The sequence below is a fragment of the Halorhodospira halophila SL1 genome, from assembly GCF_000015585.1.
In the GTDB taxonomy this organism is placed as follows: Bacteria; Pseudomonadota; Gammaproteobacteria; order Nitrococcales; family Halorhodospiraceae; genus Halorhodospira; species Halorhodospira halophila.
The window spans coordinates 2,011,795-2,038,155 of the sequence record NC_008789.1 but is presented as its reverse complement, the minus strand read 5'-3'; the positions used below and the strand labels follow the sequence as shown (position 1 = coordinate 2,038,155).

The following is a 26,361-nucleotide window of genomic DNA, read 5'->3' as shown; positions in this document are numbered from 1 at the left end:
CATATCAGGATTTTTGCATGGCCGACATCCCCGCTGTCGAAGGACTGTTCAACCAATTCGCCATCCTGCTGCTGGTGGCAGCCGTCATCGGCTTTATCGGAACCCGACTCAAGCAGCCGCTGATCGTCTCGTTCATCGCCGTCGGCATCCTGGTCGGGCCGTCTGCCCTGGGGTGGGTGGACGGACACGAGCCGATGATGGATCTGCTGGCCGAGATCGGCATCGCCCTGTTGCTGTTCATCGTCGGTCTAAAGCTCGATCTACACCTGATCCGGACCATGGGGCCGGTGGCCTTGGCGACCGGGCTAGGGCAGGTGCTGTTTACCTCGGCGGTGGGGTTCCTGATCGCGCTGGCTCTGGGGATGGAGCCGATCACGGCGCTCTACGTGGCGGTCGCGCTGACCTTCTCGAGCACCATTATCATCGTCAAGCTGCTCTCCGATAAGAAGGAGATCGACGCCCTGCACGGGCGGATCGCCATCGGCTTTCTGATCGTGCAGGACATCTGTGTAGTCCTGGCCATGATCCTGATCACCTCGCTGGCCGCTGGCGAGGGGGATGCCAACGTGGCCATGGAGGTGGGGCAGGTGCTGCTCACCGGTGTGGCCATGCTGCTGTTCGTGGCCCTGATGATGCGCTATGTGCTGCCGCCGCTTCTCAACATGCTGGCGCGTACGCCGGAGCTCTTGGTGCTTTTCTCCATCGCCCTGGCGGTGGCCATGGCTACCGGCGGCGATCTGATGGGCTTCAGCAAGGAGGTGGGTGCCTTCCTGGCGGGTATTGCCATTGCCTCGACGCCCTACCGGGAGGCGGTGGCCTCGCGCCTGACGGCGCTGCGGGATTTCCTGCTGCTGTTCTTCTTCATCTCGCTGGGCGCGCAGCTGGATATGGGCACCATCGGTGATCAGGTGGTGCCGGCGCTGATCTTCTCGACCTTCGTACTCATCGGCAACCCGATCATCGTGCTGATCATCATGGGGTACATGGGGTACCGCAAGCGGACCGGTTTCCTGGCCGGACTGACGGTGGCGCAGATCTCCGAGTTCTCGTTGATCCTGGCCGCCCTGGGCATGTCGGTGGGTCACATCGGGCAGGACACCATGGGCCTGGTCACGCTGGTGGGCCTGATCACCATCGGTGCCTCCACCTACATGATCCTCTACTCCAAGCCGCTCTACGAACGCCTGGCGCCGCTTCTGTCGGTCTTCGAGCGCAAGGTCCCGCACGCCGAGATCGCCCTGGACAGCCAGCCGGATCAGCACTATGAAGCGGATGTGGTCATCTTCGGATTGGGCCGCTACGGCCACCAGCTGGCCAAGAACTTCAAGGCCCGGGGCTGGCGAGTGCTGGGCGTGGACTTTGACCCGACGCTGGTGGGACAGTGGCGGGAAGAGGGGCACATGGCCCATTACGGAGACGCCTCCGACCCGGAGTTCCCGCAGACCCTGCCCCTGGCGCGGGCGCGGTGGGTGATCAGTACGGTGCCCGACCGGGATATCGGCGCGACGCTGATCAGCGCCCTGCGGAGTGCCGGTTATCAGGGCAAGGTGGCGGTGACTTCCCACTCGCGGATGGACGCCGATTATCTGCGGGGACAGGGGCCTGATCGCATCCTGTTGCCCTTCGTCGATGCCGCGGAGATGGCCGTGGCCGGAATCACCGGGGGGCAGGAGAGAGGAGGGGGCGGACGATGAGCCTCAGGCAGATCCTTTTCGCCAGTGATCTCTCGCCGCAGGCGGCGCTGGCCGGCGAGCGGGCCGCGCAGCTGGCCGGAGAGACCGGAGCAGGCCTTGGAGCGGTCTACGTCATCGACAGTGATATCCCCGCGGAGAGTGCCGATGGGCAACCCCGTGCCGCCGTCCGGCAGACAGCCGAGGCGGAGTTGCAGAACACGACTCCCGGGCAGTCAGCGTCGCTCCAGGTGCGTTTCGGCAATGTCCTCGGTGAGCTGGCCCAGGCCATCGAGGAGGAGCAGGCCGAGCTGCTGGTCGTCGGGGCCCACGGCCAGCACTATGCGGCTGACTGGTTACTGGGGACCTCCGCCGAGCAGTTCGTCCGTCACCTGCCTGTCCCGACCCTGGTGGTCCGTAATCCGGCAGAGCATCCTTATCGGCGTATCCTGGTGGCCACCGACTTCTCGGCCTGCGCCCGTGCGGCCCTGCAGCGGGTGGCCACCTGGTTCCCGGAGGCGGAACTGGAAGTGGTGCATGTCCTGGATACCCAGGCACTGGAGCAGATGCGGGCAGCGGGCGTGGGCGAGCGCTGGGTCGAACAGCGGTATGAGCGTCAGCGTGCTGCGGCCGAGTCGCGACTGCGCGAGGAGTTGACCGCCTGTGGATTGGGTCCGGGGCGGGTCACCGAGACCCTGCTCGCCGGCTATCCGGCGGAGGCGCTGCTTGGGCGCGTGCGAACCGGACAGCCGCCCGATCTGGTGGTATTGGGCAACCACGGGCGCGGGCGCTGGGGCGATTTGCTGCTTGGGAGTGTCGCCAGCCGCGTTTTGCACCAGACCAGCAGGGACTTGATGCTGGTTCGTAGCGGCGAGACTTCGGGGGCTCCCACGGTCGGATAAGGCCGCCGGGTCACCCCGCGCCAACCTTGAGGGGGTCGTGGTGGACGACGGCAGGGAAGCGACGACGAGGACCGAGGGCGAGACGGCGCGCTGTTGGCATGCCGAGCCAGCGGATCGCGTCGCCGAACAGCTTGGTTCGGGCGGGCAGGGGCTGGATGTCGAGGAGGCCGCGGCACGGCTAGAGAGCCACGGGCCCAATGAGCTCCGGCCGCCGGAGCGCGCTGGGCCCGTGGTGCGCTTCCTGCGTCACTTCCACAACGTCCTGATCTACATCCTGATCGCCGCCGCGGCCGGTACTGCGCTGCTCGGCCACTGGGTCGATACCGGTGTGATCCTGGCGGTGGTGCTGATCAACACCCTGATCGGCTTCTTCCAGGAGGGCAAGGCCGAACGGGCCCTAGACGCCATCCGGCAGATGCTCTCGCCGCAGGCGGTGGTGGTCCGCGGCGGTGAGCGTCGCGAGGTGGACGCTGCGCAGATCGTTCCCGGCGACGTGGTCTTCCTCCAGGCCGGGGACAAGGTGCCGGCGGATCTGCGGCTGTTCAACGCCAAAAACCTGCGCATCGACGAGGCCGTGTTGACCGGTGAGTCGGTGCCGGTGGAGAAGGGTACCGAGGCGGTCGATGCCGCGGCGGACCTCGGTGACCGCCGCGGCATGGCCTATTCGGGCACCCTGGTGACCTTCGGCCGGGGGCTGGGGGTGGTGGTGGCCACCGGCACGGAGACGGAGGTCGGGCGCATCTCGCAGATGCTCGGTGAGGTGGACAGCCTGCAGACGCCGCTGATCCGTCAGACCGAGCAGTTCGGCCGGTGGCTGGCGGCGATCATCGTGGTGGTGGCGGCCTTCACCTTCGCCTTCGGTTACTGGGTCCGCAGCTACCCGCTGGATGAGATGTTCCTGGCCGCGGTGAGCCTGGCGGTCTCGACGATCCCCGAGGGGCTGCCGGCCATCCTCACCATCGCCCTGGCCATCGGCGTGCAGAAGATGGCCCGGCGCAATGCCATCATCCGGCGCCTGCCGGCGGTGGAGACCCTCGGCTCCGTCTCGACCATCTGCTCGGACAAGACCGGGACGCTAACCCGCAACGAGATGACCGTGGCCACGCTGGTCAGCCGGCAGCGTCGGGTCCGTGTCGACGGTGTCGGTTATGCCCCCCATGGCGGGTTCTGTGAAGGCCATGAGGAGGTGTTCCCGGATCGCGATCCGGTCTTCCATCAGGCCCTGCTCTGCGCCCTGCTGTGTAACGACGCCGAGCACTTCGAGCGCGATGGCGAGTGGCGGTTGCAGGGCGATCCCACCGAGGGCTCGCTGGTGGTGGCGGCGCGCAAGGCCGGTTACGACCCGTCCGCCGAGACGGAGCGGCGCCCGCGTCTGGATGTCATCCCTTTCGAGTCGGACCACAAGTACATGGCCACCCTGCACTCCGACCACCACGGGTGGCAGGGGATCTTTCTCAAGGGCAGTCCCGAGCGGTTGCTTGAGCTCTGCACCCACGAACAGACCGCGGACGGGCCCCAGCCCCTGGATCGCGGGTGGTGGGAGACGGCCATGGACGATGTGGCCGCCCGGGGCGAGCGGCTCCTCGCCCTGGCTATGCAGGAGGTGGACCCCCACCAGCAGGAGCTGACCTACGAGCAGGTCGAGGGAGGCGGATTCACCCTGCTCGGGCTGGTCGGCATCATCGACCCGCCCCGGGAGGAGGCCATCGCGGCGGTGGCCCGGGCCCAGCGGGCCGGTATCCGGGTGAAGATGATCACCGGCGACCACCTGGCCACGGCCCGGGCCATCGGTCAGCAGCTGGGGATCGGTCAGGCGGAGGCGGTCTCCGGGCACGAGATCGATGCCATGGACGGCCCCACTCTGCAGGAGACCGTGCGCCGGGTGGATATCTTTGCCCGTACCACGCCGGAGCATAAGCTGCGTCTGGTCCAGGCCCTACAGGCCGACGGCGGCATCTGTGCGATGACCGGCGATGGCGTCAACGACGCCCCGGCACTCAAGCGCGCCGATGTCGGGGTGGCCATGGGCAACAAGGGCACCGAGGCGGCCAAGGAGGCCTCGGAGATGGTCCTCGCCGATGACAACTTCGCCTCCATCACCCACGCCGTGGAGGAAGGGCGGGCCGTCTACGACAACATCCGCAAGGCCATCCTGCACATGCTCCCGACCAATGCCGGGCAGTCGCTGACCATCATGATGGCCATCCTGATGGGCCTCGCGCTGCCGCTGACCCCCGTGCAGGTGCTGTGGGTGAACATGGTCACCTCGGTAACGCTGGCTATGGCGCTGGCCTTTGAGCCCGGTGAACCGGGGGTGATGGAGCGCCCGCCGCGGGACCCCAACGCCCCCTTGCTCTCCGGTTTTATGCTCTGGCGGATCCCCTTTGTGGCGCTGCTGCTCTGGTTGGGCACTTTCGGCCACTTCGTGTGGATGGAGGAGGTCGTCGGTGCCAGCGATGAGCTGGCGCGGACCGTAGCGATCAACACCCTGGTTGCCGGCCAGGCGTTCTACCTGCTCAACCTGCGCCTGATCTACGACCCGATCTGGCGGGGGTGGGCACTGTTCCGTTCGCGGGCGATGTGGATCGCCATCGGGGTGCTCATCCTGCTCCAGCTCGCGTTCACCTACGCTCCGGTGATGCACACGCTGTTTGGCACCACGCCGATCGGTCCGGAGGACTGGGCGCGGATCCTGCTCTTCGGTCTGGCGGTTTTCGTGATCGTCGAGCTGGAGAAGGCCGTCGTGCGCCGGCTGCCGGGACGGCAGCCGGCGTCGGCTGCGACGACGGGGTAAGGCGGGGGACGGGGCGGTGTCGGCTCAGGCCTGCTGAACGGCCTGCCGCACCGCCTCGGCCACTTGGTGGGCGCGTTCTTCGCCCATGTACGGCCACATGGGCAGGCTAAGGACCTCGTGGCAGGCCTGCTCAGCCACCGGGCAATGGGCCTGGAGGTGCTCATACACCGGCTGGCGGTGGACGGGCACCGAGTAGTACACCATGCAGCCGATGCCGGCGGCCTGGAGGGTGTCGCGCACGGCGTCCCGTCGGCCGTCGGCGATGCGCACCGTGTACTGATGGTAGATGTGGTCGCCGTGGGGGGCCGTGTGCGGTGTCGTCAGGCCGGGTAGGCCGGCGAGCGCGCGATCGTAGAGCGCGGCGATCTCCCGGCGCTGCGCGTTCCAGCCGTCCACGTGGGGCAGCTTGACGTGGAGCAGGGCCGCCTGCATGGCGTCGAGCCGCGAGTTGTAGCCGACCTGGGTGTGGTGGTCGCGGCGCTCCTGCCCGTGAAGGCGCAGCAGTCGGCACTGGGCGGCCAGCTGGTCGTTGTTGGTGGTGATCATGCCGCCATCGCCAAAGCCGCCCAGGTTCTTGGTCGGATAGAACGAGTGGGCGCCCAGATCGCCGAGAGTGCCGAGTCGGGCATCGCCCTGGCGGGCGCCAAAGGCCTGGGCGACGTCCTCGATGACCTGTAACCCGCGCCGGCGTGCCAGCTCGTTGACGGCGGCCATGTCCGGCCCCTGGCCGAAGATGTGCACCGGCAGCAGCGCTTTGGTGCGCTCGGTGCAGGCCGCCTCCAGGGTCTCGGCGGTGACGTTGAAAGTGTCCGGGTCGATGTCGGCAAAACGGGGCGTCGCGCCGGCAAGGCTGATCACCTCGGCCGATGCGTAGAAGGTGAAGGGCGAGGTGACCACCTCGTCGCCTGGCTCCACTCCGGCGGCGACCAGGGCGATGAGGAGCGCATCCGTGCCGCTGTTGACGCCGATGGCGTGGCGGCAGCCGAGGTGTTCGGCTACGGCCTGCTCGAATGCCTCTACTGTGGGGCCCAGCACGTAGGCGCCGGAGGCCAGCAGATCCGTGGCGGCCTGTTCCAGTTCGCTGCGCAGGGCTTCGTATTGCGGCTTCGGGTTGTAGATGGGGATCTGCACGCTATCCAGCTCCTATCCGTTCTAGGCGTTTCTCAGGCGCTTGGTGGCTTCGTCCAGCAGGTCGACAATGCCGGCGGCGAAGCGGCCATCCGACTGGCACGGTTCGCCGTGGCGCAGGCAATCGAGGAAGTGCTCCAGTTCCAGCCGAAGGGGCTGGCCATGGCCCTGGTAGATCGTCTCCGCGCCGTCATCGACGTTGTTCAGGCCGGGATCGATGCCCTTGCGGTGGTGGGTGACCACCTGATGAATCTCGTCGTAGACCACCATGCCCTCGCTGCCGATGATGACCAGGTTGCGCCGCTTCTCCGGCCACAGCCAGGAGCAGTGCAGGTGGCTCTGCAGGCCGCCGCCGTAACCCAGGTGGAGATAGACATCGTCCTCGATGCCCGGCTGCAGGACGCATTGGCCACTGACCTGCATCTGATCGGGGGTGCGCCCCGAGAGCAGGAAGCGCTGTACGGCCACGTCGTGGGTGCCCAGGCACCACAGGGCATTTTCGTGATCACGTGCCCGGCCCAGCCCCAGCCGCTCCTGGTGGATGCTGCGGATCGTCCCGATCCGGCCGGCGGCGAGATCGTCCCGCAGCCACTGGATGGCGGGCTGGAACAGCAGGAGGTGGCCGACCATAAGCAGGCGGCCGCGTTGCTCGGCCAGTTCGACCAGTTGCCACGCCTGGTCGCGGTCCGAGGTGAGAGGTTTCTCGACGAAGACGTCCTTATCGGCCTCGAGGGCCTGGCGGACGACCTGGTAGTGGGTAATGACCGGGGTGGCGATGGCGACGGCATCCAGCTGCGGGTCGGCCAGGGCCTCGGTAGTGTCGGTGTAGGTGGGCACGCCCGGGCAGATGGCCTCGACCTCGCGCAGGTTGTCCGGGTCGACCTCGACCACCGCGTGGAGCGCGCCGAGCTCTTGGAGGTTGCGGACCAGGTTGCGGCCCCAGCCGCCGGCGCCAATGACGGCAACTCGCGGGGTGGCGGCCCGGGCGGCTTCAGTGGTGGCCATGGGTGTGTCGATCCTCTCTTGATGCCGGTTTCGCGGCCCGGATGGCTCATCCCGGCTGCGGCGAAACCGCGCTAATTTACCAAAAATGACCCTGGATAGGTTAGCGGCCGCTCCGCGTCGCGCTATAGGACGGGCTCGGGTCAGTCCCCTGGCGGGCACCCCAGGGCCGCGGCCAGGCGCTGCCAGTCGGATTCCGGTCCCGGCAGGCCGAAGCGTAGCCCCGCTGGCGCATCGAAGGCGCGTACCCAAATGCCGGCACGGGCCAGTTCCGCCTGGCGTTGGCGGGCGTCGTGGCAGGGGGTCCAGCGGAATAGCGCCGTGCCGCCGGTCGGGGCGAGTCCGGCCCGGGTCAGCAGGTGGTCCAGCCGTTCACTCGACGCCGCCAAGACGTGCCGCTGGCGGTCTTGCCAGGCGCTGTCTGCCAGCGCCTGGCGGGCGGCGTGGCGTGCCGGACCCGCCACCGGCCACGGGCCGAGGAGGTCGGCCAACCGCTGGCGGAGCGCCTGCGGGCCCAGCAGGAATCCGACCCGGGCGCCGGCCAGGCCATAGAACTTGCCCAGCGAGCGCAGGAGCACCAGGCCCGGGCGCCCGGCGGACGGCGCTAGGGAGGTCTCCGGTTCGGCGTCGCAGAAAGCCTCGTCGACAATCAGCTGCCCGCCCTCGGCCGCCAGCGCATCGCACCAGGCCAGTAGAGTGGCAGCCGAATGGCGGGTTCCGGTGGGGTTGTTCGGGTGGCTCAATACCATCGTCTGCCAGGGCAGCCGCCGGGGCGGTCCGGCGGCGATGCAGTCGGCGGTGAGCCGCTCGACCCGGTGGCCCCAGCGCTGCCAGGCCCGCGCATGTTCGGCGTACTCCGGGGCGGGGATGGCTACGTATCCCGGGGGTTCGAGCGCCGGGAGCAGGCTGATGGCTGCCTGGGAGCCGGGCAGGGCGAGGGCGGCGTTGTTTCCGGCCCGATAGTGTTCAGCCGCCCGCGCTTCCAGGTCGTCGGCCTCTGGCAGCCGGTGCCACGCCGCGTCGGGCGCAGGGGTCAGCGGGAAGGGGGTCGGATTGATCCCGGTCGAGAGGTCCACCCAGCCCTCCCGGGGCAGCCCGAAGCGGGCTGTTGCCTGATCAAGATTGCCGCCGTGCTCCTCCATGCGGGGCAGGGGGTGCTGTTCGGCCATGATGCGTCTACGGTATCAGCGGCGACGGCGCCCAGAGGGCGATGGCCGCGGCGATCCAGATCAGGACACCCCGCTCCACAAGGGCCACGGAGCGCTCGATGGTGTCCGCGTCGGCCGGTTGGCCCGTGCCCAAGGTGGGGCGATGGCGGACGCCTTCAGTGTAGACGGCCGGACCGCCCAGCGTGGTATCCAGGGCGGCGGCCCCGGCGGCCAGGACCACTCCGGGGTTGCTGCCCGGCCACTGCGGGGCCTGTGCCCGCACCGCCGACCAGACGGCTTGCGGGCGCAGGCCTGCCAGCGCGTAGGTGAGCGCGGTCAGCCGTGCCGGGATCCACCCCAGCAGGTCGTCCAGGCGCGCGGCGGCGTAACCGAAGTCGGTGAAGCGCGGCGTCCGGTAGCCCCACAGTGCATCCAGGGTGTTGACCAGGCGGTGTGCTACCGCCCCCGGTGCGCCGGCAACCAGGAACCAGAAGAGGGTGGCAAAGACCGCGTCGTTGCCGTTCTCCAGCGTCGATTCGGTGGTGGCGCGGGCGGTGTCTTCGGCGTCCATGGCCTGGGCATCCCGGCTGACGATCCGGGCCACCGCCGCCCGGGCTCCGGCCAGGTCGCCCCGGGCCAGCGGTTGGGCCACCCCCAGGGCGTGCTCGCGCAGGCTGCGACCGCCCAGGCAGAGGTAGAGCAGGCCCAGCTCCACCACCCAGCCCAAGGGGCCTAGGGTGAACAGGGTGGTGAGGAGCACCGCCGGGCCGACGAGGATGCCCACCGCCAGCATGCCGGCCTTGCGACGTTCTGCTGCGGGCAGGTTATTACGGTTGAGCAGCCGCTCCAGCCAGCCGGCAATCCGGGCGAAGCCGTTCAGCGGATGACCGGCACGCGGCTCGCCCAGGACCCGGTCGAGGAGCCATGCGCCGATCAGCAGGGCCGGGAAGGGCACGGCGCCGACCTAGAGGCTCGCCGCGACGGCGGCGGCACCGAGCAGTGCTGCGGTCTCGGTGAGCTCGACGGTGGCGCCGGCGGTGTCGCCGGTGGTCCCCCCGATCCGCCGTGACATGGCGTGCTGTGCCAGGACCAGGGTCACGGCTCCGGCGGCTACGGCGGCCAGCCCGGCCCAGCCGGTGAGCAGGGCGGCCAGGGCGGTGACCACTGCCGCGCTGCCCAGTGAGGCCCCCGGCGGCCCGAAGTGCGACAGGGCCTCGCCGATGCCGCCGGGCCGGACGTAAGGGGTGGTCAGGAAGAGTAGGGTCAGTCCGGCGCGGCCGACCACCGCTGCCGTGGCGATGGCCAGCACGCTGCCGGCATCGAGCAGGGCCGCTACCGCGGCCACTTTGAGCAACAGCACGGCGATGATCGCGGTGACCCCGATCGGTCCGCAGGAGGGATCCTTCATGATCTCCAGGGTGCGCTCGCGCTGCCCCAGCCCGCCAACCCAGGCGTCTGCGGTATCCGCCAGGCCGTCCAGGTGCAGGGCCCCGGTGAGCGACGCCCAGAGCACCACCACCAGGGCAGCGGTGAGCAGCGCGGGCAGGGGGCTGGTGGCGAAGGCCACCAGGATGAGCAGCGTGCCGATGATCGCGCCGACCAGCGGGTAGGCGACCAGCGAGGCACCGGTCTGTTCGTCGTCGATACGGCCGAGCGAGGGCACTGGCAGGCGCGTGAGAAAGGTGATGGCGATCAGCAGCGGTCGCAAGGCGGTCATCGCTCACCCTCCGCTGAGGTTGCGCGGTTGTGGAAGTAGAGGGTCGGCTCGGTGCCGGGCTCGACGCGCACCCGGCTGACCGAGGCGTACGGGACGTACAGGCGGTTGAAACCGCGCAGCGGCAGCTCCAGCAAGTGCGAGAGCACCACACGGATCAGCCCGCCGTGCCCGACCAGCAGCAGGTGCTCACCGGGGTGTTCCACCAGCACCCGCTGCCAGGCCTCGGTGACCCGGCGCTGGAAGTCCGCCATGGGCTCGGCGTTGGGGGGGGTGTAGTTCATTGGGTCGGCCCAGAAGCGGGCCTGCCCCTGGGGATCCTGCTCGTAGAGCTCGGCCGGGGTCAGGCCTTCCCAGTCGCCGAAGCCGATCTCGCGGAAGCCCTCCTCGACCTGCAGCGCCAGGCCCTGCTCGGCGGCGTAATGCTCGGCGAACTCGCGGCAGCGGCGCAGCGGTGAGCAGACCACCCGGGTCAGCGATCCGGGCTCCAGCGGGGCGGCGCGCATCTGCGCCCAACCGCGCTCACTGAGCGGGTCGTCCTGGGTGCCCCGGTAGCGGCGGCCCCCCTCCGGTTCGCCGTGGCGGATCAGGTCGATCCAGGTCTCTTGGCCTTCGATGGGGGGTCTCACCCTTGGCCCTCCGGGGTGACGCCGGCCTCCGCGAAGGTGGCCATGCGGTTATGGATGGCGCAGGCCATGCGCATCAGCGGCACTGCGGTTGCGGCGCCGCTGCCTTCACCCAGGCGCATGTTGAACTCGAGCAGGGGGCGCCCGCCAAGGGCTGCGACGATGCGGTGATGCCCGGGCTCAGCCGAGTTGTGGCCGAGGATCATCCAGCCGCGGCAGCCCGGGCGGAGCCGCTCGGCCAGCAGGGCGGCCGCGCCGCTGATGAAGCCGTCGAGGACGATCACCACGCCGCGCTGGGCGCAGCGGATGTAGGCCCCGGTCATAGCGGCCAGTTCCAGGCCACCGACGCGCCGGCCGGCCTCCCAGGGAGCGGCCAGGGCGGCGGCGCCGCCGAGTTGGTCGCGGTGCAGGGCCAGGGTGTCATCCACAGCCTGGGCCTTGCGGCGCACCCCGGACGCGTCGTGGCCGGTACCCGGCCCGACCAGTCCCGGTGCTGCCTTGTTGAGCAGGGCGCCGACCACCGCGGCAGCGGCGGTGGTGTTGGCTATACCCATCTCGCCGGCGATGAAGACCCGGGTGCCATTCTTCTCGATGGCTCGGTCGACGGCCCGCGCGCCGGAGGTGAGGGCCGCGCCGAACTGCTCATCGGTCATCGCCGGCTGCCGGCGCATGTTGGCAGTGCCGGGGGCGATGCGCTCGTCGCGCACGGCGCGGGGCACGGCACCCTGCCAGCGGGTGCCGACGTCGACGACCTCGAGTTCGGCGCCGATCTCCTCACTCATGACACAGATGGCGGCGCCGCCGTTGGAGAAGTTCTCCATCATCTGCAGGGTCACCACCGGGTCGAAGGCTGAGACGCCGTCCTTGGCGATGCCGTGATCGCCGGCGAACAGCGTGATCTGGACGGGGTCGACGACCGGGTGCGCGGTCTGCTGCAGCCCGGCGAGCTGGATCGCGATCTCTTCCAGCCGGCCGAGCGATCCCGGCGGCTTAGTTAGTTGATCCTGGCGCGCCTGGGCTTGCTCGGCGTATTGCGGATGGGCTTCTGGGATCGATTCGTCGAGCCACTCCGGTTGGTTCACGATTGTGCTCCTCATTCCCTGTTGTGCGGCGTCAGCCCGTCGCGGGGGACGACTTCATTTCAAGGGCTGTGCGAGACCGGCGACAGTCCAGGTCACTCGCTCGCAGCATTCGGCCATCTGTTGGTGCAGCGCTCCGGCCTCGTCGCAAAAGCGCCGCGCCAGGGCATTCATCGGCATGACGCCCAGGCCGGTTTCATTGCTGACCAGAAGCAGGTGCCCGTGCGCTGCCGAAACAGCGCCGACCAGATCGCTCCGGGCCTGTTCGAGCGTTTCGTGGGAGGGGGGCGGGCCGGCCGCCTGGTCCTCGGCCACGAGTCGATTGGTCAGCCACAAGGTGAGGCAGTCGACCAAGAGCACACGCCCGGAGGCGTCGTGCGCATGGATGGCCTCGGCCAGGTCCAACGGGGCCTCAACCGTTCGCCAGTGCGCCGGGCGACGGGCGCGGTGCGCGGCGATGCGCTCCGCCATGCCCCGGTCGTCCCGGGACTGGGCCGTGGCGATATAGACGACGTCGTCGCTGAGCGCGCTGGCACGCTGTTCGGCATGACGGCTCTTGCCCGACCGGACGCCGCCCAGGATGAGCTCCCGCATGCTGTTCCCCCTGGCAAGGGCCCGGCACAATAACATACCCTTGCGGCTGCCCGGTTCAACCCGGGGTCGCCCGCCCGATGCAGAGAAAGCCAGCCAGCATGACCCTGAACGTAACGGAAAGGCATCAGGCCAGTGAGCCCGTCCTGGGCGCGTATAACGATCACCCCCTGCGCCTGGAGGTCAACGACGAGATCCACGCCCGTCCCTACGAGCGGCTGCGGGCGCCGGCGCGGGTCAGCCACCTGGGGATGTTCTCCGGGCGCCACTCCGCCGATGCCGATCGGGCGGCAGTGGCCGATCTCTGCGAGCGCTTCGGGGTGGAGCCGCCGGAGCCGGATGCCCAGCACATGTCCCGCGACTTCGGGCCCTTCCGACTGAAGTGGGAGCGGCGCACCGAGGTCTCGACCTACACCTTCATCGTCGAAGACGACTTCGAGCACCCCTTCGAAGGGCCGCCGATCGAGCGGGTGCCCGAGGATTGGCTGGCCAGTCTGCCCGGGCCGCGGCTGGTGGGTATCCACCTCGCCCTGGAACCGTCCTGGTCGCAGCCACGGACCAGCAGCGGGATCGTGGCGCTGTTCAACGACAACACCATCGTCGGCAGCCAGATCGCCGGCGGCGCAGCGCGGGTCTGGACCGACTTCCGAATCCACGAAGACGGTTTCTCGCGCATCCTTCTGCGCGATGTGAACATGCGCGAGCGCCAGGCGGGCCGTGCCATCCAGCGCCTGCTGGAGATCGAGACCTATCGCATGATGGCGCTGCTCGCCTTTCCCGTGGCGCGACGCCTCAACCCGCAGCTCAATGAGCTCGAGGAGCAGCTCGCGAGCATTACCGAGCGCATGACCGGTTCAACCCGGGAGCGTGACGAGCAGAACCTGCTCAGCCAGCTGATGGAGCTGGCCGCGCAGGTTGAGCGTATCGGCAACAACACCAACTACCGGTTTCACGCCGCGCGCGCCTACCACGAGCTGGTCGAGCGGCGCATTCAGGAGCTGCGCGAGCAGCGTATCCAGGGGGTGCAGACCATCCAGGAGTTTATGGAGCGCCGCCTGGTTCCGGCCATGCGTACCTGCGATACGGTGGCCGAGCGGCGAGGGTCGCTCTCCGAGCGCATCTCGCGCACCGGCGACCTACTGCGCACCCGGATCGACGTCGCCCTGGAGGCGCAGAACCGGGATCTGCTCGACTCCATGGATCGCCGCGCTAAGCTGCAGTTTCGCTTGCAGGAGACCGTCGAGGGGCTCTCCGTGGCGGCCATCAGTTACTACCTGATGGGCCTGATCAGCTATGTGTTGCAGGCGGCGCGGGACGCCGGCGCGCCCGTCCGCGTGGAGATCACCCAGGGCCTGGCGGTGCCGGTGGTGGTCTTCACCATCTGGTTGGTGGTGCGCTTGGTGCGCTACCGCATCGCCAAGCGCCAGGAGGGGTAGCGCCGCGCCGGCCGGCGCGGCGCCAGTCGCGGATCAGTCCTCCGTCCGGTCGGTGGCCGTGTCGGTGTGGGTTTCGCTGGTGTGCCAGTCCGACTCGACCTGGGCCCAGGGCTCCATGGGTGCGCCGCTGCGCTCGCCCGGCCGCGGGGCGAAGGCCTCCTGCTCCAGGGCCTTGAGCAGTCCCACCACCATGCCGATGATGATGAAGGAGAAGGGCACTGCCGCGGCGATCACCGCACCCTGGAGGGTAGTCAGGCCCCCGGCGGTCAGCAGCACGATGGTCACCAGGGTGATGACGGTCCCCCAAATCACGGTGTGCAGCCGGGAGATCTCCGTCGAACCGTTGGACAGCAGGGTCTGGGTGACCAGGATGCCGGCGTTGGCGGAAGTGATCAGATAGGTGGCTATGAGCACGGTGACGAGGATCGAGGCCGCCGTGGCCCAGATGCCGACGTCCATCAACTCGATGGTTCGGAAGACCGCGGTGCTGACCTCCTCGCGGGTGGCGTCGACGACCCCGCCGGGGCCGAAGAGCTCGATGTGGATGGCGTTGCCGCCGAATAGCCCGATCCAGACGATGGTGATGCCGGTGGGCACCAGCAGCACGCCCATGACGAACTCGCGCAGCTTGCGCCCCCGCGAGATGCGGGCGATGAAGATCCCGACGAAGGGGGCCCAGGCCAGCCACCACCCCCAGTAGAAGAGGGTCCATTCCGCCTGCCAGTCGCCAAGGGCGTTGGCATGGGTGTGGAACGAGAGGGTAAACAGGTTCTGCAGGTAGTCGCCGGTGGATTGCACGATCAGCGCCAGCAGGTACTGGGTGGGGCCCCAGAGCAGGAAGAAGAGCAGCACTGCCGCGCTCATCCAGAAGTTGGCCTCGCTGATCAGGCGGACCCCGGACTGCACGCCGTAGAGCACCGAGATGGTGGCGATCCCCATCACGGTGATAGCGATGGCGATTTGGCCGGTGGTGCCCGCCGTGATCCCGGTAAGTTCGCCGATGCCGGTGTTCAGCTGCTGGATGCCGAGCCCCAGGGTGGTGGCGATGCCGAAGACGGTGGCCAGCACCGCCAGGATGTCCACGGCATCGCCCCAAGGCCCGTGGATGTGCTTACCGATCAGCGGGTAGAAGGCCGAGCGCATGGTCAGCGGCAGGCCGCGGCGGAAGCTGAAGTAGGCGAGGATCAGCGCCACCAGGGAGAAGACGGCCCAGCCGTTGAGGCCCCAGTGAAAGTAGGCCAGGCGCAGCGCCGTGTCGGCGGCTTCGGTGGTGTCGCCGGAGACTGTGAACGGGTTGCTGTCGAAGTGGGAGATGGGTTCGGCGACGGCCCAGAAGATCAGGCCCACCCCCATGCCTGCGGCAAACAGCATGGTCAGCCAGGAGAAGGTACGGAACTCCGGCACCTCGTGATCCTGGCCCAGACGCACATTCTTGAACCGCCCCGTGCCCAGCCAGATCACCAGTAGCAGGAAGGCGGCCACCACCAGCACGTAGTACCACTGCAGGAACGGGGTCAGCGATTCGCGCCACCCGGTGACGACCGCCTCCAGGTGTTTCGGCCAGATGGCTCCGGCCAGGGCGAAAGCCGCTACCAGGAAGGTCGAGATGGCGGTCACCCGGGGGCTCATGCCTCTGAAGAAACCGCGGGTCGCTACGTTGAACATCGCTGTCGGCTCCTGCTTTGCGGTAGGCTAACGGGCTGGCGCGAAAGCGCCCTAGCCTAACAACCACCGACGTATCCCGCCGCGTCGACGCGTTGCGGGGTTCTAAGGAGGCGTGCATGCATCGGGCGACGCTACCCGTCCTGGCTGTGGTCGGGATTCTAGCCGTGGTCACCGTCGTGCTCGGGCCCATGGTTTCGGCGCCTATTGCCGCTGCCTGGCCCGCCTGGTGGCCGGTCTGGTCCGGGTTCGCTCTGATCGGCGTCGTGGCCGTCCACGTCGCCTGGCAACGGCCCTGGCTAGCCCGGGTGACAGCGGTTCGCGCCTTCCTGGCCTGGGTGTTCTGGGCGATGCCGGCGTTGGTCTACGCCTTTGTTGGCGGACGCTACGGCCTGCCCACAGCGGGGCTGGGCGAACAGGCGCTCAGCGCAGCGGAGATCAGCCACTGGCTCGATCGGGTTACCGCCTACAGCCTGCTGGGGGTGGGCCCCATTCCTGACCCGCTGCCACAGCTGGGGGCCACTGCCGCCCTGGTGGCCGTCTATACGGCGCCGCTGCTGGCCCTGCTGCTGGTGGTGTCGATCTGGCGCAGTGGCCGCCGCGGCCGGGGAGGCCGTGCTTGACACCCTCGGCCCCCCTGCCTAGCATCCGCGGGGCTGACCCGGAGCGCAGATCCTGCCCATGAACCTTGACGCAATCCGTGAGCTCGCCGCTGACGACATGGCGGAGGTCAACCGCCTGATCGAGGAGCGGCTTTCCTCCGACGTGGTGCTGATCAATCAGCTCGCCTACCACATCGTCCATAGTGGCGGTAAGCGGCTGCGCCCCATGGTTGTGCTCCTGGCGGCGCGGGCGTGCGGGTACCAAGGTAAGGATCACGTCCAGCTGGCGGCGATCATCGAGTTCATCCACACTGCGACGCTGCTCCATGACGACGTGGTGGACGGCTCGGACATGCGCCGCGGCAAGCAGACGGCGCACACCATCTGGGGGAACGAGGCCAGCGTCCTGGTCGGCGACTTCCTCTACACTCGCGCCTTCGAGATGATGGTCGAGCTCGACTCGATGGCCGTGCTGCGGATTCTGGCGCGGGCGACCAACACCATCGCTCGGGGTGAGGTGATGCAGCTGATGAACGTCCACGAGCCGGACCTGACCGAGGCGGATTACCGCCAGGTGATCTACCGCAAGACGGCGACCCTCTTCGAGGCGGGGTGCCAGAACGGAGCCGTGCTCGCCGGGCTGGACGACGCCGGCTGCGAAGCGCTGGCGGCCTACGGGCGGCATCTGGGTACGGCGTACCAGCTGGTGGACGATGCCCTCGATTACAGTGGCGATGCCAGCGAGATCGGCAAGAATATCGGCGACGATCTGGCCGAGGGCAAGACCACCATGCCGCTGATCCACGCCATGCGTGAGGGTGAGCCCGCCGATCGCGACCTGATTCGCCAGGCCATTGAGGCCGGTGGGCTGGATCAGATGGAAGCCGTCGGTCGGGCGATTGAAAAGACCGGGTCGGCTGAATATACTAGGCGCCTCGCTGAGGTTGAGGTTGAGCAGGCCGTCGAGCAGCTTACCTCGGCGGTTCCGGGTAGCCCCTGGCGAGATGCGCTGGTACACTTGGCGCGCAACTCGATATCCCGGACAGCGTAACAGGTTGCATACGGGGTGTAGCTCAGTTTGGTAGAGCACTGCCTTCGGGAGGCAGGGGCCGCAGGTTCAAATCCTGCCACCCCGACCAGACAATCCAAGGCGCCGCGGATCGACCGTAGCCACCACGCCCGCCTCTCCCCACTCGTTCGATGGCCCGGAAGCGGCCCCGGGGTCAGGCGAGGTGATCGTGTCGGATCGAGCGGCGGCCCGTAGCCATCAGAGTAGACAGGAGCAAGACGCCGATGTACGCGGTGATCCGAAGCGGCGGAAAGCAGTACCGGGTCTCGGAAGGAGACGTGCTGCGAGTCGAGAAGCTCCCGGCCGAGGTCGGCGAGACCGTGCAGTTCGACGATGTCCTCATGGTCGGCAGCGGGAGTGAGGTCAAGATCGGCACGCCGCACGTAGAGGGCGGCAGCGTGAAGGCCGAGGTCCTCGAGCAGGATCGGCATCGCAAGGTCGAGGTGACCAAGTTCAAGCGGCGCCAGGGCTACCGTCGCCACCACGGTCATCGGCAGCCGTACACCCAGGTCAAGATCACCGGCATCAGCGCCGGCTGACGGAGGGCATCAGGCATGGCACACAAGAAGGCGGGCGGTAGTACCAAGAACGGTCGCGACTCACAGTCAAAGCGCCTCGGCGTCAAGCGCTATGGCGGCGAGAGTGTATCCGCGGGCAGCATCATCGTGCGCCAGCGCGGTACGCACTTCCACGCCGGCGAAAACGTCGGTGTCGGCAAGGACTACACGCTGTTCGCCAAGAGCGACGGGCGGGTGGTCTTCGAGCGCAAGGGGCCGGCACAGCGGCGTCGGGTGCGCATCGAAGCCGCGTAAACGGTCGCAGCGACCCAGCCCGGACCTGCAAAGCCCCGCCATGGAGCGGGGCTTTTTTGTATACGGACGCGCCACGGCGCAGAGGCCCAGCAATGCGATTCGTCGATGAAGTCACCTTTGTCGTTCGTGCCGGAGACGGTGGCGACGGCTGTGTCCACTTCCGGCGCGAGAAGTACGTCCCCCGGGGCGGCCCGGACGGCGGCGATGGTGGCCGCGGTGGGAGTGTTTACCTTGAGGGCGATGAAGGCCTGAACACACTGGTTGATTACCGCCACGATCGGTTCTTCAGCGCGGAGAGCGGTGAGGCGGGGGGCGGTCGGCAGTGCACAGGGCGCTCCGGTGTCGACCGTATCCTGCCTGTGCCGGTGGGGACCCTGGTCATGGATGAGGGCACCGGCGAGGTCATCGGCGATGTGACCCGCGACGGCGAGCGGCTGCTGGTGGCCGCGGGTGGGCGCGGCGGTCTGGGTAACCTGCACTTCAAGAGTTCCACCAACCGCGCGCCGCGTCAGTCCACCGAGGGGACGGCGGGGGAGTCGCGAGAGCTGCGTCTGGAGCTGCAGCTGCTCGCCGACGTGGGGCTGCTCGGTATGCCCAACGTGGGCAAGTCGACCCTGATCCGCACCATCTCGGCCGCCCGCCCCAAGGTGGCGGACTACCCCTTCACCACCCTCTATCCGCAGCTCGGCGTGGTCCGCTATGAGGCCCAGCGCTCCTTCGTGGTGGCCGATATCCCCGGCATCATCGAGGGGGCCGCGGAGGGCGCGGGGCTCGGGGTGCGTTTCCTCAAGCACCTGAGCCGGACCGGTCTGCTCCTGCACTTGGTGGACGGCGTTGCCGAGGAGGAGCGTGGCGGGGATCCGGTGGCCGATGCGCAGACCCTGCTCGCCGAACTCGAGGCCTTCAGTCCCGAACTGGCGCAGAAACCGCGCTGGTTGGTGGTTAACCGCCTCGACGCTCTGCCCGAGGAGATGCGCGCCGAGCGGGTGGCCGAGATCGCCCGGGGGTTGGGCTGGGACGGCCCGGTCTACGGCATCTCCGGGCTCACTGGGGAGGGCGTGGACCGGCTCTGCGGGGACATCATGAACGATCTGGAGGCGCGACGCAGGGAGGAGGACGGTGAGACGGCGTGAGGCGCTGCGCCAGGCGCAGCGTTGGGTGATCAAGGTCGGCAGCGCCCTGATTACCGATGACGGGCGAGGGTTGGCCCACGAGCAGATGAGTGCTTGGGCGGACCAGGTGGCGGCCTTGCGCAAGGCGGGGCGTCAGGTCACCCTGGTCTCATCCGGAGCGGTGGCCGAGGGCATGCAGCGCCTCGGTTGGCGCTCCCGGCCGCGTGCGCTCTATCAGCTGCAGGCCGCGGCTGGGGTGGGGCAGAGCGGCCTGGTGCACGCCTGGTCCGACGGGCTGGCCCGGCACCGACTGCAGACTGCCCAGGTGCTACTGACCCACGATGACCTCTCCGACCGGCGGCGTTACCTCAATGCCCGCAGCGCTCTGCGCGAGATGCTGCGCCTGGGGGTGGTGCCGGTGGTCAATGAGAACGACACGGTGGTCACCGACGAGATCCGGTTTGGTGACAACGATACGCTGGCTGCCCTGGTCGCCAATCTGGTGGAGGCCGAGGCGCTGGTGGTCTTGACCGATCAGCCCGGCTTGATGGACCGCGATCCGCGCGAGCACCCCGACGCCGTGCTGCTCGATGAGGTTCGCGCCGGGGACCCGGAGCTCGAGCGGTTGTGCGGCAGTCCTGCCGGGGTGCTGGGTCGAGGCGGTATGCTTACGAAGGTCCGCGGTGCTGAGCGGGCCGCGCGTTCCGGTACCTACACAGTGGTTGCCAGTGGCCGCGAGGGGCGGGTGATCCAGCGCCTGGCTGATGCCGAGCCGGGGCTGGGGACCCTCTTCGTGCCGGATCAGGAGCCCCTGGCGGCACGCAAGCAGTGGCTGGCCAGCCATCTGCAAACCCGTGGTGCCCTGAGCCTCGACGAAGGGGCGGCGCGTGCCCTGCGCGAGTCCGGTAAGAGCCTGCTACCGGTGGGCGTGGTGGCCGTGGAGGGGGGGTTCTCCCGTGGCGAGATGGTTGTCTGCCGGGATCCGGCGGGTATTGAGGTCGCGCGCGGGTTGGTGAACTACGCCGCCGAAGAGGCCCGGTTAATCTGCGGCCGTGCCAGTCGGGACATCGAAACGACGCTCGGCTACGTCGATGAGCCGGAGTTGATCCATCGCGATAACATGGTGGTCACGGTGTAGGTCATGTGCCGAACTCCCCACCGCGTCTTTGCCTTGCTGACCGCCGGGGTGGCTCTGGCCTCGTTGCTGACCGCCTGCAGTGGCTGGCCGTTGACCCCGGCGCAGCAAGACGCCTTCAACGCGGCCCGGGACGGCGATGTGGACGCCCTGGAGCGGGCCCTGGACGGGCCGGCCAAGCTGCAGGCCACCGACGGGGCGGGGCGCGGTCTCCTGCACTACGCGGCGCTCAACGGTGAGGTGGCCGTGGTGGACCTGCTCATCGAGCGCGGTGCCGGTGATGCTCCGGATGTCCGGGACGATGCCGGCCGTACCCCCCTGCACGAGGCGGCTGCCGGAGGGCACGCCGAATCCGTCGGGTCGCTGCTGGGGGCCGGGGCGGCGGTGGATCCCGTCGATGCAGAGGAGCGCAGTCCGCTGATGCTGGCCGCCCGCAGTGGCGATCTGCAGGCGGTGGACGCCCTGCTGGAAGCCGGGGCCGAGCCGGACCGCCGCGACGCCGACGGGGCCACCGCGCTCTCCATGGCGTCCGCAGCCCGCTATCCCCGCGTTGCGGCTCGGTTGCGTGAGGTCGGTGAGCGTCCGGCGGCCCCGTGGGCCCTGGTCGGCGTAGTGCGTGCCGGTGATGTCGAAACCCTGGCATGGATGCTCGATCGTGGCTTGCCGGTGGATGTCGCCTGGCAGGACGGCGATAACTTCCTCTCCCTCGCGGATATCGCCGCGGAGTGGAGCCCGCGCGCAGCGGCGCTGCTGCTGCGCCGTGGTGCTCAGCTCCACGGCGAGGGGGCGGCGGCCCTGGTCGCCGCGGCGCTCCACGGCGATGCCGTGCAGGTGGCGGAGCTCCTGGAGCAGGGAGTCGATCCCGACGTCAACGTGCGCGGCGGCGACGCCGAGGGGCGCACGCTGCTGATGGAGGCGGCTCGGCTCGGCTATCGAGAGGTGGTCGAGGACCTGCTGGCGGCCGGTGCGGATGCCGGCAGCGTGGATGAGTACGGCGCCGATGCGCTTTGGCACGCTGCGGTCGGCTACGTCTCTGCCGGTGACGAGCGGGCCGGGCTGGAGCGCGACGCGGACCGCAGCGAGACCGTGCAGGCCCTGCTGGATGCGGGCGTGGCCCCCGGCGGCGGTGACCGACACGACTTTGCCGCCATCCATGCAGCGGCGGCCTGGGCCGACGCCGAGGCCGTTGAGGCGCTGCTCGATGCCGGCGCGGGCCTGGAACAGACTGATCGCAATGGGCGCACGCCGTTGATCTTCGCTGCCCAGGCCGGGAATGAGGCAACCCTCAGCGCCCTATTGGCCCGGGGGAGTGATCCCCGGGCCGTGGACCGGATCGGTGCCACAGCGCTGACCTATGCCCGGCTTGCCGAGGCGCGCGGCATAGCGGAAGAGGCTGTGGCGGCTGTGCGCGAGGCCGGGGGTGGCAAGGCGCCGGGGCCGCGACAGGGGACGCCTGGGCTATCCGTCGGTGGTGATCATCAGCGCCTGATGCGCCTCGATGCGCCGGTAGCCATCTTCGATAGCGCCGGATACGAGGGGCATAGCGCCCGTTTTCTGCCGTACACCACGGCCTGCCGGGATCACGGTTGCCTGGTACCGCCGGTGGTGGTGCTGCCGGCGGGGACGACGGTCGAGCTAGTGGCCCGGGAGGCTGCCGAAGACGGCCGGCTTCACGGCGTCTTTCTGGTCCAGGAGCCGGGCTTGCGCGGCCTGTTGTTCGAAGACTACCTGTTCGGCGCTTGGCCGCCGGATGGGGCGGCGGTCAGTGAAATCAGCGTGGGCCGGGTGGCGCATATCCGCGGCATGGAGTGGGTCGAGGTCTTCGACGTCGACCTGCCGGCGGCCACAAGTGGGTTGTTCTGGTGATTGCCGGGGGCGGCGCGGGGAGGCGGGCTGGAACGAGAAACGGGCGCCTCAGAGGGCGCCCGCATCCGATGGCTGCACGTTCCGCTGGCCCGGTTCAGCCGGCGAGGCTGCGAACCTTGGCGTTGAGCCGGGACTTGTGGCGCGCGGCCTTGTTCTTGTGGATGATCCCGCGATTCGCCGAACGATCCAGGACGCGCACGGCACCGCGGTAGGCCTGCTGAGCCTGGTCGTGGTCCCCGGTCTTGACCGCCTTGAGAACTTTCTTCATCGAGGTGCGCATCTCGCTGCGGCGCGATTTGTTGCGCAGCCGACGTTCTTCGGCCTGACGGGCACGCTTTTTGGCGCTCGCGATATTCGCCACGGTTGTACTCCTGCTCGCTTGCGATCCTCGGAGACGGGATCCGCAGTTGCAAAGACGGATCCTGTAAAGCGCGTAAATATGCCTCGGGCCGTGCCCCCTGTCAAGCGCCTGGGCTAGTCCTCGGCCGCGGCGGTCACGGTCCACGCCACCAGTTCGCGGCCGACCGACCGATTGGCGGCGCCGAGCGCCGCGACCGCGGCGTCTGTGTCGTCGGACGCGACGTCGCGTGTGGCCGCGAAGCGTTCGGTGGCGACGATCCGCCGCTGCCCGACATCGACCAGGCGGGCGTCCACCACCACCCGCGCCCGGGGGCCTTCGTCGCGGGTCTCGATCTGGAACGCGCGCAGGGTCGTGCGCAGCTCCAGGTCGGCCGAGAGGCGTTCGCCGTCGGCGCTCAGGCGGTGGATTCGACCATCGGCGTAGAAGGTTTCGATCAGGTGCTCCTGCCAGAGTCGTGGCAGGGGAGAGACCCAGCGTGCGCCAGCGAAGGTGCTCATGCGGTGCTCGCCGGTCGCCACGGCGATGCGATTGCCGGCAAGCAGGTCGCTGCTGCTCGGTGTGGTCACGCGCAGCGTCCAGTCCACTGGCTCGGTGTCGGCGGCGGGAGCGTCGCCTTCGGGCGGAGGCAGCTGGTAGGCGGTGTAGGTCTCCGCTTCGGGGAGCAGGGTGCAGGCGCTCAGTATCGTGGCGGCGAGCAGGATCAGTAGTGTGCCGAGGTGGGTCGGGCGGCGCGTGTTCACGGCTGGTACTCCTCCATCTGCTCGCGGCGTAGCAACTGCCCGCCGGGGTCTTGCCCCAGGCGCCGGAGCAGGCTGCGCAGATCGCCGAGGGTCCGCTGCAGTTCCTCACTCAGCGGTTCCAGGTCCTGCAGGCTCTGCAGCCCGCGCTCGACGGCCTCGCGGTTGTCCCGGAACAGCTCCTGCGCCTCGCGACTGCTGCCCTCCAGCGCTTCGGTCGCCCGGGCGGTGCTGTGCAGAATCTCACGGCCGGGGCCATCCAGGAGTCCGCGCACCTCCTTCACGAGCTGTTGCGCCTCCTGCAGGGTGCGTTCGGCCTGCTCGCCGCCGTCGGCCAGGGCGGTGATGCCCCGGCCCAGGTCGTCGCGGCGCGCCGCCACGGCCCCGGTGGTCTGTTCCAGGTGGTTCAGGGTGGCGGTCAGGGTGTCGAGGTTCTCAGCTGACAGCAGCTGGTTCGCCGTCTCCACCAGGTTGTTGATGCCGGCGAGCAATTGGTCGCTGTCCTCGCGCAGCCGGGCCATCGGGGAGGATTCGGTCTCGATCCGCGCCAGCCCTTGTTCGGGGGGCTCCAGCGGCGGTGCGTCGGGGTCGCCGGGCTTGAGCCGGATGTGGGCGCCTCCGGCGAACAGGCTCGAGCTGCCGATCTGTGCCCGCGTGTCGGTCCGGACCGGGGTCTCTCCGCTGACGGTGATGCGCGCGATGACACGGCCCGGGTTGTCCGGGTCGAGGCCCAGGTGGTCGATCTCGCCGACGTTGATCCCGTTGAACTTGACCGGGCTGCGCGGTGACAGGCCGCCGACATCCTCGTCGAAGACGATCTCGAAGCGCTGGCGTTCACCATAGAGATCCGAGTCGGTGAGCCAGACCCCGAAGAGGATTCCGCCCAGGATCATGGCCAGCGTGGCCAGCCCGATCCAGAAATGCCGCGCCCGGGTTTCCATTCAGCGGTTCTCCTGCGTGCTGCGGGCCGCGCGCCCACGCTCACCGTGGAAATAGGCCTGTACCCAATCGTCGTCGATGGCGCTCACTTCCTCAAGCGTGCCGGTCGCCAGGACCTGCTTATGGGCGAGGACGGCAACGCGGTCGCAGGTGGCGTAGAGGGTGTCGAGATCGTGGGTGACCAGGAACACCGTCAGGTTCAGGGCGTCGCGCAGGGTGACCAGCAGCCGGTCAAAGGCGGCGGCGCTGATGGGGTCGAGGCCGGCGGTTGGTTCGTCGAGGAAGAGCACTTCCGGGCAGAGGGACAGCGCGCGGGCGAGCGCCGCGCGCTTAACCATGCCGCCGGAGAGTTCCGCGGGGTAGCGCGGGCCCGCCGCCGGGTCGAGACCGGTTAGTGCCAGCTTGACCCGGGCGAGGTCTTCGGCCTCGGCGCGGGTCAGGCCGGCGTGTTCGATCAGGGCGAGGGCGACGTTCTCGGTGATGGTCAGCGACGAGTAGAGGGCGCCGTGCTGAAACAGCACCCCGATGCGGCGCTCCAGGCCTGCGGCCTGTCCCAGCCTGTCGATCGATTGGCCGTGGATCTGGATGTGCCCCTCGGCCGGGCGCAAAAGCCCAACGAGCGTGCGGAGAAGGACCGATTTGCCGCTGCCCGAGCCGCCCACCAGGCCGAGGACTTCGCCCCGGCGGACGTCCAGGTCGAGGCCGTCGTGAATGGTTTGCCCGCCGAGTCGGGTCACCAGCCCGCGAACCCGGATCGCCGGCAGCGTGTCGGTGCGATTGCCCCCGTTCACCATCCCAGCTCCACGTAGATCAGGGCGGCCACAGCGTTGAGGATGATGACCCAGAAGATCGACTGGACCACCGCGGAGGTCGTGTGCGTGCCCACCGACTGGGCGCTGGCGCTGCACTTGATCCCCTCCAGGCAGCCAATGATGGCGATGACGAAGGCGAAGATCGGTGCCTTGGCCAGTCCAGCCAGGTAGTGGCTGACGGAGATGTCGCTGTAGAGGGCTATGATCCGCCCCGCCGGGACGTCGACGTTGAGCAGGGTGACCAGTCCACCGCCGGCCAGGCCGCAGACCACGGCCACGAAGGAGAGCAGTGGCACGGCGATCAGTAGTGCCACGACCCGCGGGATGACCAGCATCTCGATGGGGCTGAATCCCTGGGCGCGCATGGCGTCGAGCTCCTCGTTGGCCTTCATCGAGCCGATCTGCGCCGTGAAGGCGCTGGCCGAGCGTCCGGCGAGGAGGATCGCCGTGAGGACCACGCCGAATTCGCGCAGGAAGGCGTAGGCCACCAGGTCCACCGTGAAGATGCCGGCGCCGAAGCGGCCCAGTACGGTGACCCCGAGGACGGCGATGACGGCCCCCACCGCGAAAGTCAGCAGGGCGACGATGGGCAGCGCCTCCAGGGCGGTGTGCTGGAGCTGCCGGGAGACGGCGGCCAGGCGCCAGCGCCAGGGGCGCAACAGGCCGGCGGCGAATGCCGCGATGACCAGGCCGGTGAAACCGATGGCCCGGGCCAGCTGATGGCCTGCGTGGGTCATCTGTGCCCCCAGGCCGATGGTGAGCTGACCGAGGAAGTAGGGATCGCCGCGCGGTTCCGGTGCGGTGCGGGCGCGCTCGCTGGCGGCGGCGACCGCCTGGAGCAGCTTGCGCCGCTCGGCGGAGAGCTCCGGCGTGGAGCGCGCCAGGGCCTCGACGCGGGCTGCTCCGAGCAGGCGGGCGAGTAGCGTCGCCCCGGCGGTGTCGAGCCGGCCCAGGGCGCTGAGGTCGACGCGCGGCTCGCCGCCCAGGCGGGTCTGCTCCACCTGCCGCAGGAGCGTGCGGTAGTGGGCCAGGGTCCAGTCTCCGCGGATACGCACCTCGGGGGCCGCCGCGCCCGCCCGGCACTCCAGGTGGCCCGGATCAGCCACGGCGGCTCGTATCCCCTTGACCGGCCGCTGTATCATCGGCGCCGTCGCTGCTGGCTGC

25 protein-coding genes and 1 tRNA gene are annotated in these 26,361 nt (G+C 69.0%); 12 read left to right on the top strand and 14 right to left on the bottom strand.

All coding sequences use genetic code 11. The annotated features are described in order from the left end of the window. Positions 1–17: 17 nt before the first annotated feature. Genes HHAL_RS09410 through HHAL_RS09400 form a run of 3 tightly spaced genes read left to right on the top strand, consistent with a single transcriptional unit; the run spans position 18 to position 5,366 of the window. Positions 18–1,694 (top strand): cation:proton antiporter, encoded by a 1,677-nt coding sequence (locus HHAL_RS09410; protein ID WP_011814649.1) that lies wholly within the window; start codon positions 18–20, stop codon positions 1,692–1,694. Further along, positions 1,691–2,572, top strand: coding sequence for a universal stress protein (locus HHAL_RS09405; protein WP_011814648.1), 882 nt, complete (start codon positions 1,691–1,693; stop codon positions 2,570–2,572). The genes HHAL_RS09410 and HHAL_RS09405 overlap by 4 nt, the downstream gene beginning before the upstream one ends. Positions 2,573–2,612: 40 nt before the next feature. After that, entirely contained in the window at positions 2,613–5,366 is a 2,754-nt protein-coding gene (locus HHAL_RS09400) for a cation-transporting P-type ATPase (protein ID WP_011814647.1), read from the top strand. 24 nt (positions 5,367–5,390) lie between these two features. Here HHAL_RS09400 and HHAL_RS09395 read toward each other — a convergent pair whose 3' ends face one another. The 8 genes from HHAL_RS09395 to cobU all read right to left on the bottom strand — a co-directional run bounded on the left by HHAL_RS09395 (position 5,391) and on the right by cobU (position 12,657). Continuing rightward, positions 5,391–6,497, bottom strand: coding sequence for a DegT/DnrJ/EryC1/StrS family aminotransferase (locus HHAL_RS09395; RefSeq protein WP_011814646.1), 1,107 nt, complete (start codon positions 6,495–6,497; stop codon positions 5,391–5,393). Positions 6,498–6,518: 21 nt separating this feature from the next. Beyond that, positions 6,519–7,499 carry a Gfo/Idh/MocA family protein gene (locus HHAL_RS09390; RefSeq protein ID WP_011814645.1) on the bottom strand — a complete coding sequence of 327 codons (981 nt, stop codon included), beginning with the start codon at positions 7,497–7,499 and terminating at the stop codon, positions 6,519–6,521. 140 nt (positions 7,500–7,639) lie between these two features. Continuing rightward, the gene (gene cobD / locus HHAL_RS09385) at positions 7,640–8,665 is read right to left on the bottom strand and encodes a threonine-phosphate decarboxylase CobD (protein ID WP_011814644.1); all 1,026 of its coding nucleotides are present in this window, start codon (positions 8,663–8,665) and stop codon (positions 7,640–7,642) included. 7 nt (positions 8,666–8,672) lie between these two features. Further along, a complete protein-coding gene (cbiB, locus tag HHAL_RS09380) occupies positions 8,673–9,599 on the bottom strand; it encodes an adenosylcobinamide-phosphate synthase CbiB (protein WP_011814643.1) in 927 nt (308 codons plus the stop codon). 9 nt (positions 9,600–9,608) lie between these two features. Then, positions 9,609–10,361: an adenosylcobinamide-GDP ribazoletransferase gene (locus tag HHAL_RS09375; protein WP_011814642.1), complete on the bottom strand. Its 753-nt coding sequence runs from the start codon at positions 10,359–10,361 to the stop codon at positions 9,609–9,611. Next, a complete protein-coding gene (locus HHAL_RS09370) occupies positions 10,358–10,987 on the bottom strand; it encodes a histidine phosphatase family protein (protein WP_011814641.1) in 630 nt (209 codons plus the stop codon). Before HHAL_RS09370 ends, HHAL_RS09375 begins: the two co-directional genes overlap by 4 nt. After that, positions 10,984–12,066, bottom strand: a complete 1,083-nt coding sequence (gene cobT, locus HHAL_RS09365) for a nicotinate-nucleotide--dimethylbenzimidazole phosphoribosyltransferase (RefSeq protein WP_011814640.1) — start codon at positions 12,064–12,066, stop codon at positions 10,984–10,986. Before cobT ends, HHAL_RS09370 begins: the two co-directional genes overlap by 4 nt. Positions 12,067–12,120: 54 nt before the next feature. Continuing rightward, positions 12,121–12,657: a bifunctional adenosylcobinamide kinase/adenosylcobinamide-phosphate guanylyltransferase gene (gene cobU, locus HHAL_RS09360; protein WP_011814639.1), complete on the bottom strand. Its 537-nt coding sequence runs from the start codon at positions 12,655–12,657 to the stop codon at positions 12,121–12,123. A 98-nt stretch (positions 12,658–12,755) separates the two neighbouring features. Here cobU and HHAL_RS09355 point away from each other — a divergent pair, with 98 nt between their 5' ends. Then, positions 12,756–14,090, top strand: coding sequence for a DUF3422 family protein (locus HHAL_RS09355; RefSeq protein WP_144446129.1), 1,335 nt, complete (start codon positions 12,756–12,758; stop codon positions 14,088–14,090). A 33-nt stretch (positions 14,091–14,123) separates the two neighbouring features. Here the strand turns inward: HHAL_RS09355 and HHAL_RS09350 are convergent, their stop codons facing one another. Then, entirely contained in the window at positions 14,124–15,755 is a 1,632-nt protein-coding gene (locus HHAL_RS09350) for a BCCT family transporter (protein ID WP_011814637.1), read from the bottom strand. Positions 15,756–15,871: 116 nt separating this feature from the next. Between HHAL_RS09350 and HHAL_RS09345 the strand changes: the two genes are divergently transcribed. From HHAL_RS09345 to HHAL_RS12730, 8 genes are all read left to right on the top strand, one after another. Next, positions 15,872–16,375: a hypothetical protein gene (locus HHAL_RS09345; RefSeq protein ID WP_011814636.1), complete on the top strand. Its 504-nt coding sequence runs from the start codon at positions 15,872–15,874 to the stop codon at positions 16,373–16,375. Between the two features lie 58 nt (positions 16,376–16,433). Continuing rightward, the gene (gene ispB / locus HHAL_RS09340; protein ID WP_011814635.1) at positions 16,434–17,405 is read left to right on the top strand and encodes an octaprenyl diphosphate synthase; all 972 of its coding nucleotides are present in this window, start codon (positions 16,434–16,436) and stop codon (positions 17,403–17,405) included. Between the two features lie 11 nt (positions 17,406–17,416). Then, positions 17,417–17,493, top strand: a tRNA-Pro gene (locus tag HHAL_RS09335). A 154-nt stretch (positions 17,494–17,647) separates the two neighbouring features. Further along, a complete protein-coding gene (gene rplU / locus HHAL_RS09330) occupies positions 17,648–17,962 on the top strand; it encodes a 50S ribosomal protein L21 (RefSeq protein ID WP_011814634.1) in 315 nt (104 codons plus the stop codon). A gap of 15 nt (positions 17,963–17,977) precedes the next feature. Continuing rightward, on the top strand, positions 17,978–18,235 hold the full coding sequence (gene rpmA, locus HHAL_RS09325; protein ID WP_011814633.1) for a 50S ribosomal protein L27: 258 nt from the start codon (positions 17,978–17,980) through the stop codon (positions 18,233–18,235). A gap of 92 nt (positions 18,236–18,327) precedes the next feature. Next, the gene (gene cgtA, locus HHAL_RS09320; RefSeq protein ID WP_011814632.1) at positions 18,328–19,368 is read left to right on the top strand and encodes an Obg family GTPase CgtA; all 1,041 of its coding nucleotides are present in this window, start codon (positions 18,328–18,330) and stop codon (positions 19,366–19,368) included. After that, positions 19,355–20,485: a glutamate 5-kinase gene (proB, locus tag HHAL_RS09315; RefSeq protein ID WP_011814631.1), complete on the top strand. Its 1,131-nt coding sequence runs from the start codon at positions 19,355–19,357 to the stop codon at positions 20,483–20,485. The genes cgtA and proB overlap by 14 nt, the downstream gene beginning before the upstream one ends. A 3-nt stretch (positions 20,486–20,488) precedes the next feature. Beyond that, the gene (locus HHAL_RS12730) at positions 20,489–22,348 is read left to right on the top strand and encodes an ankyrin repeat domain-containing protein (protein ID WP_011814630.1); all 1,860 of its coding nucleotides are present in this window, start codon (positions 20,489–20,491) and stop codon (positions 22,346–22,348) included. Positions 22,349–22,442: 94 nt separating this feature from the next. On the opposite strand, the gene rpsT is transcribed toward HHAL_RS12730, so the two are convergent. The 5 genes from rpsT to HHAL_RS09285 form a co-directional block, all read right to left on the bottom strand. Beyond that, the gene (gene rpsT, locus HHAL_RS09305) at positions 22,443–22,709 is read right to left on the bottom strand and encodes a 30S ribosomal protein S20 (RefSeq protein ID WP_011814629.1); all 267 of its coding nucleotides are present in this window, start codon (positions 22,707–22,709) and stop codon (positions 22,443–22,445) included. Between the two features lie 113 nt (positions 22,710–22,822). Further along, positions 22,823–23,449 (bottom strand): ABC-type transport auxiliary lipoprotein family protein, encoded by a 627-nt coding sequence (locus HHAL_RS09300; protein ID WP_011814628.1) that lies wholly within the window; start codon positions 23,447–23,449, stop codon positions 22,823–22,825. Next, positions 23,446–24,387: an MlaD family protein gene (locus HHAL_RS09295; protein WP_011814627.1), complete on the bottom strand. Its 942-nt coding sequence runs from the start codon at positions 24,385–24,387 to the stop codon at positions 23,446–23,448. Before HHAL_RS09295 ends, HHAL_RS09300 begins: the two co-directional genes overlap by 4 nt. Continuing rightward, the gene (locus HHAL_RS09290; protein ID WP_011814626.1) at positions 24,388–25,179 is read right to left on the bottom strand and encodes an ABC transporter ATP-binding protein; all 792 of its coding nucleotides are present in this window, start codon (positions 25,177–25,179) and stop codon (positions 24,388–24,390) included. After that, entirely contained in the window at positions 25,173–26,303 is a 1,131-nt protein-coding gene (locus HHAL_RS09285; RefSeq protein ID WP_011814625.1) for an ABC transporter permease, read from the bottom strand. The genes HHAL_RS09290 and HHAL_RS09285 overlap by 7 nt, the downstream gene beginning before the upstream one ends. Between the last annotated feature and the right edge of the window lie 58 nt (positions 26,304–26,361).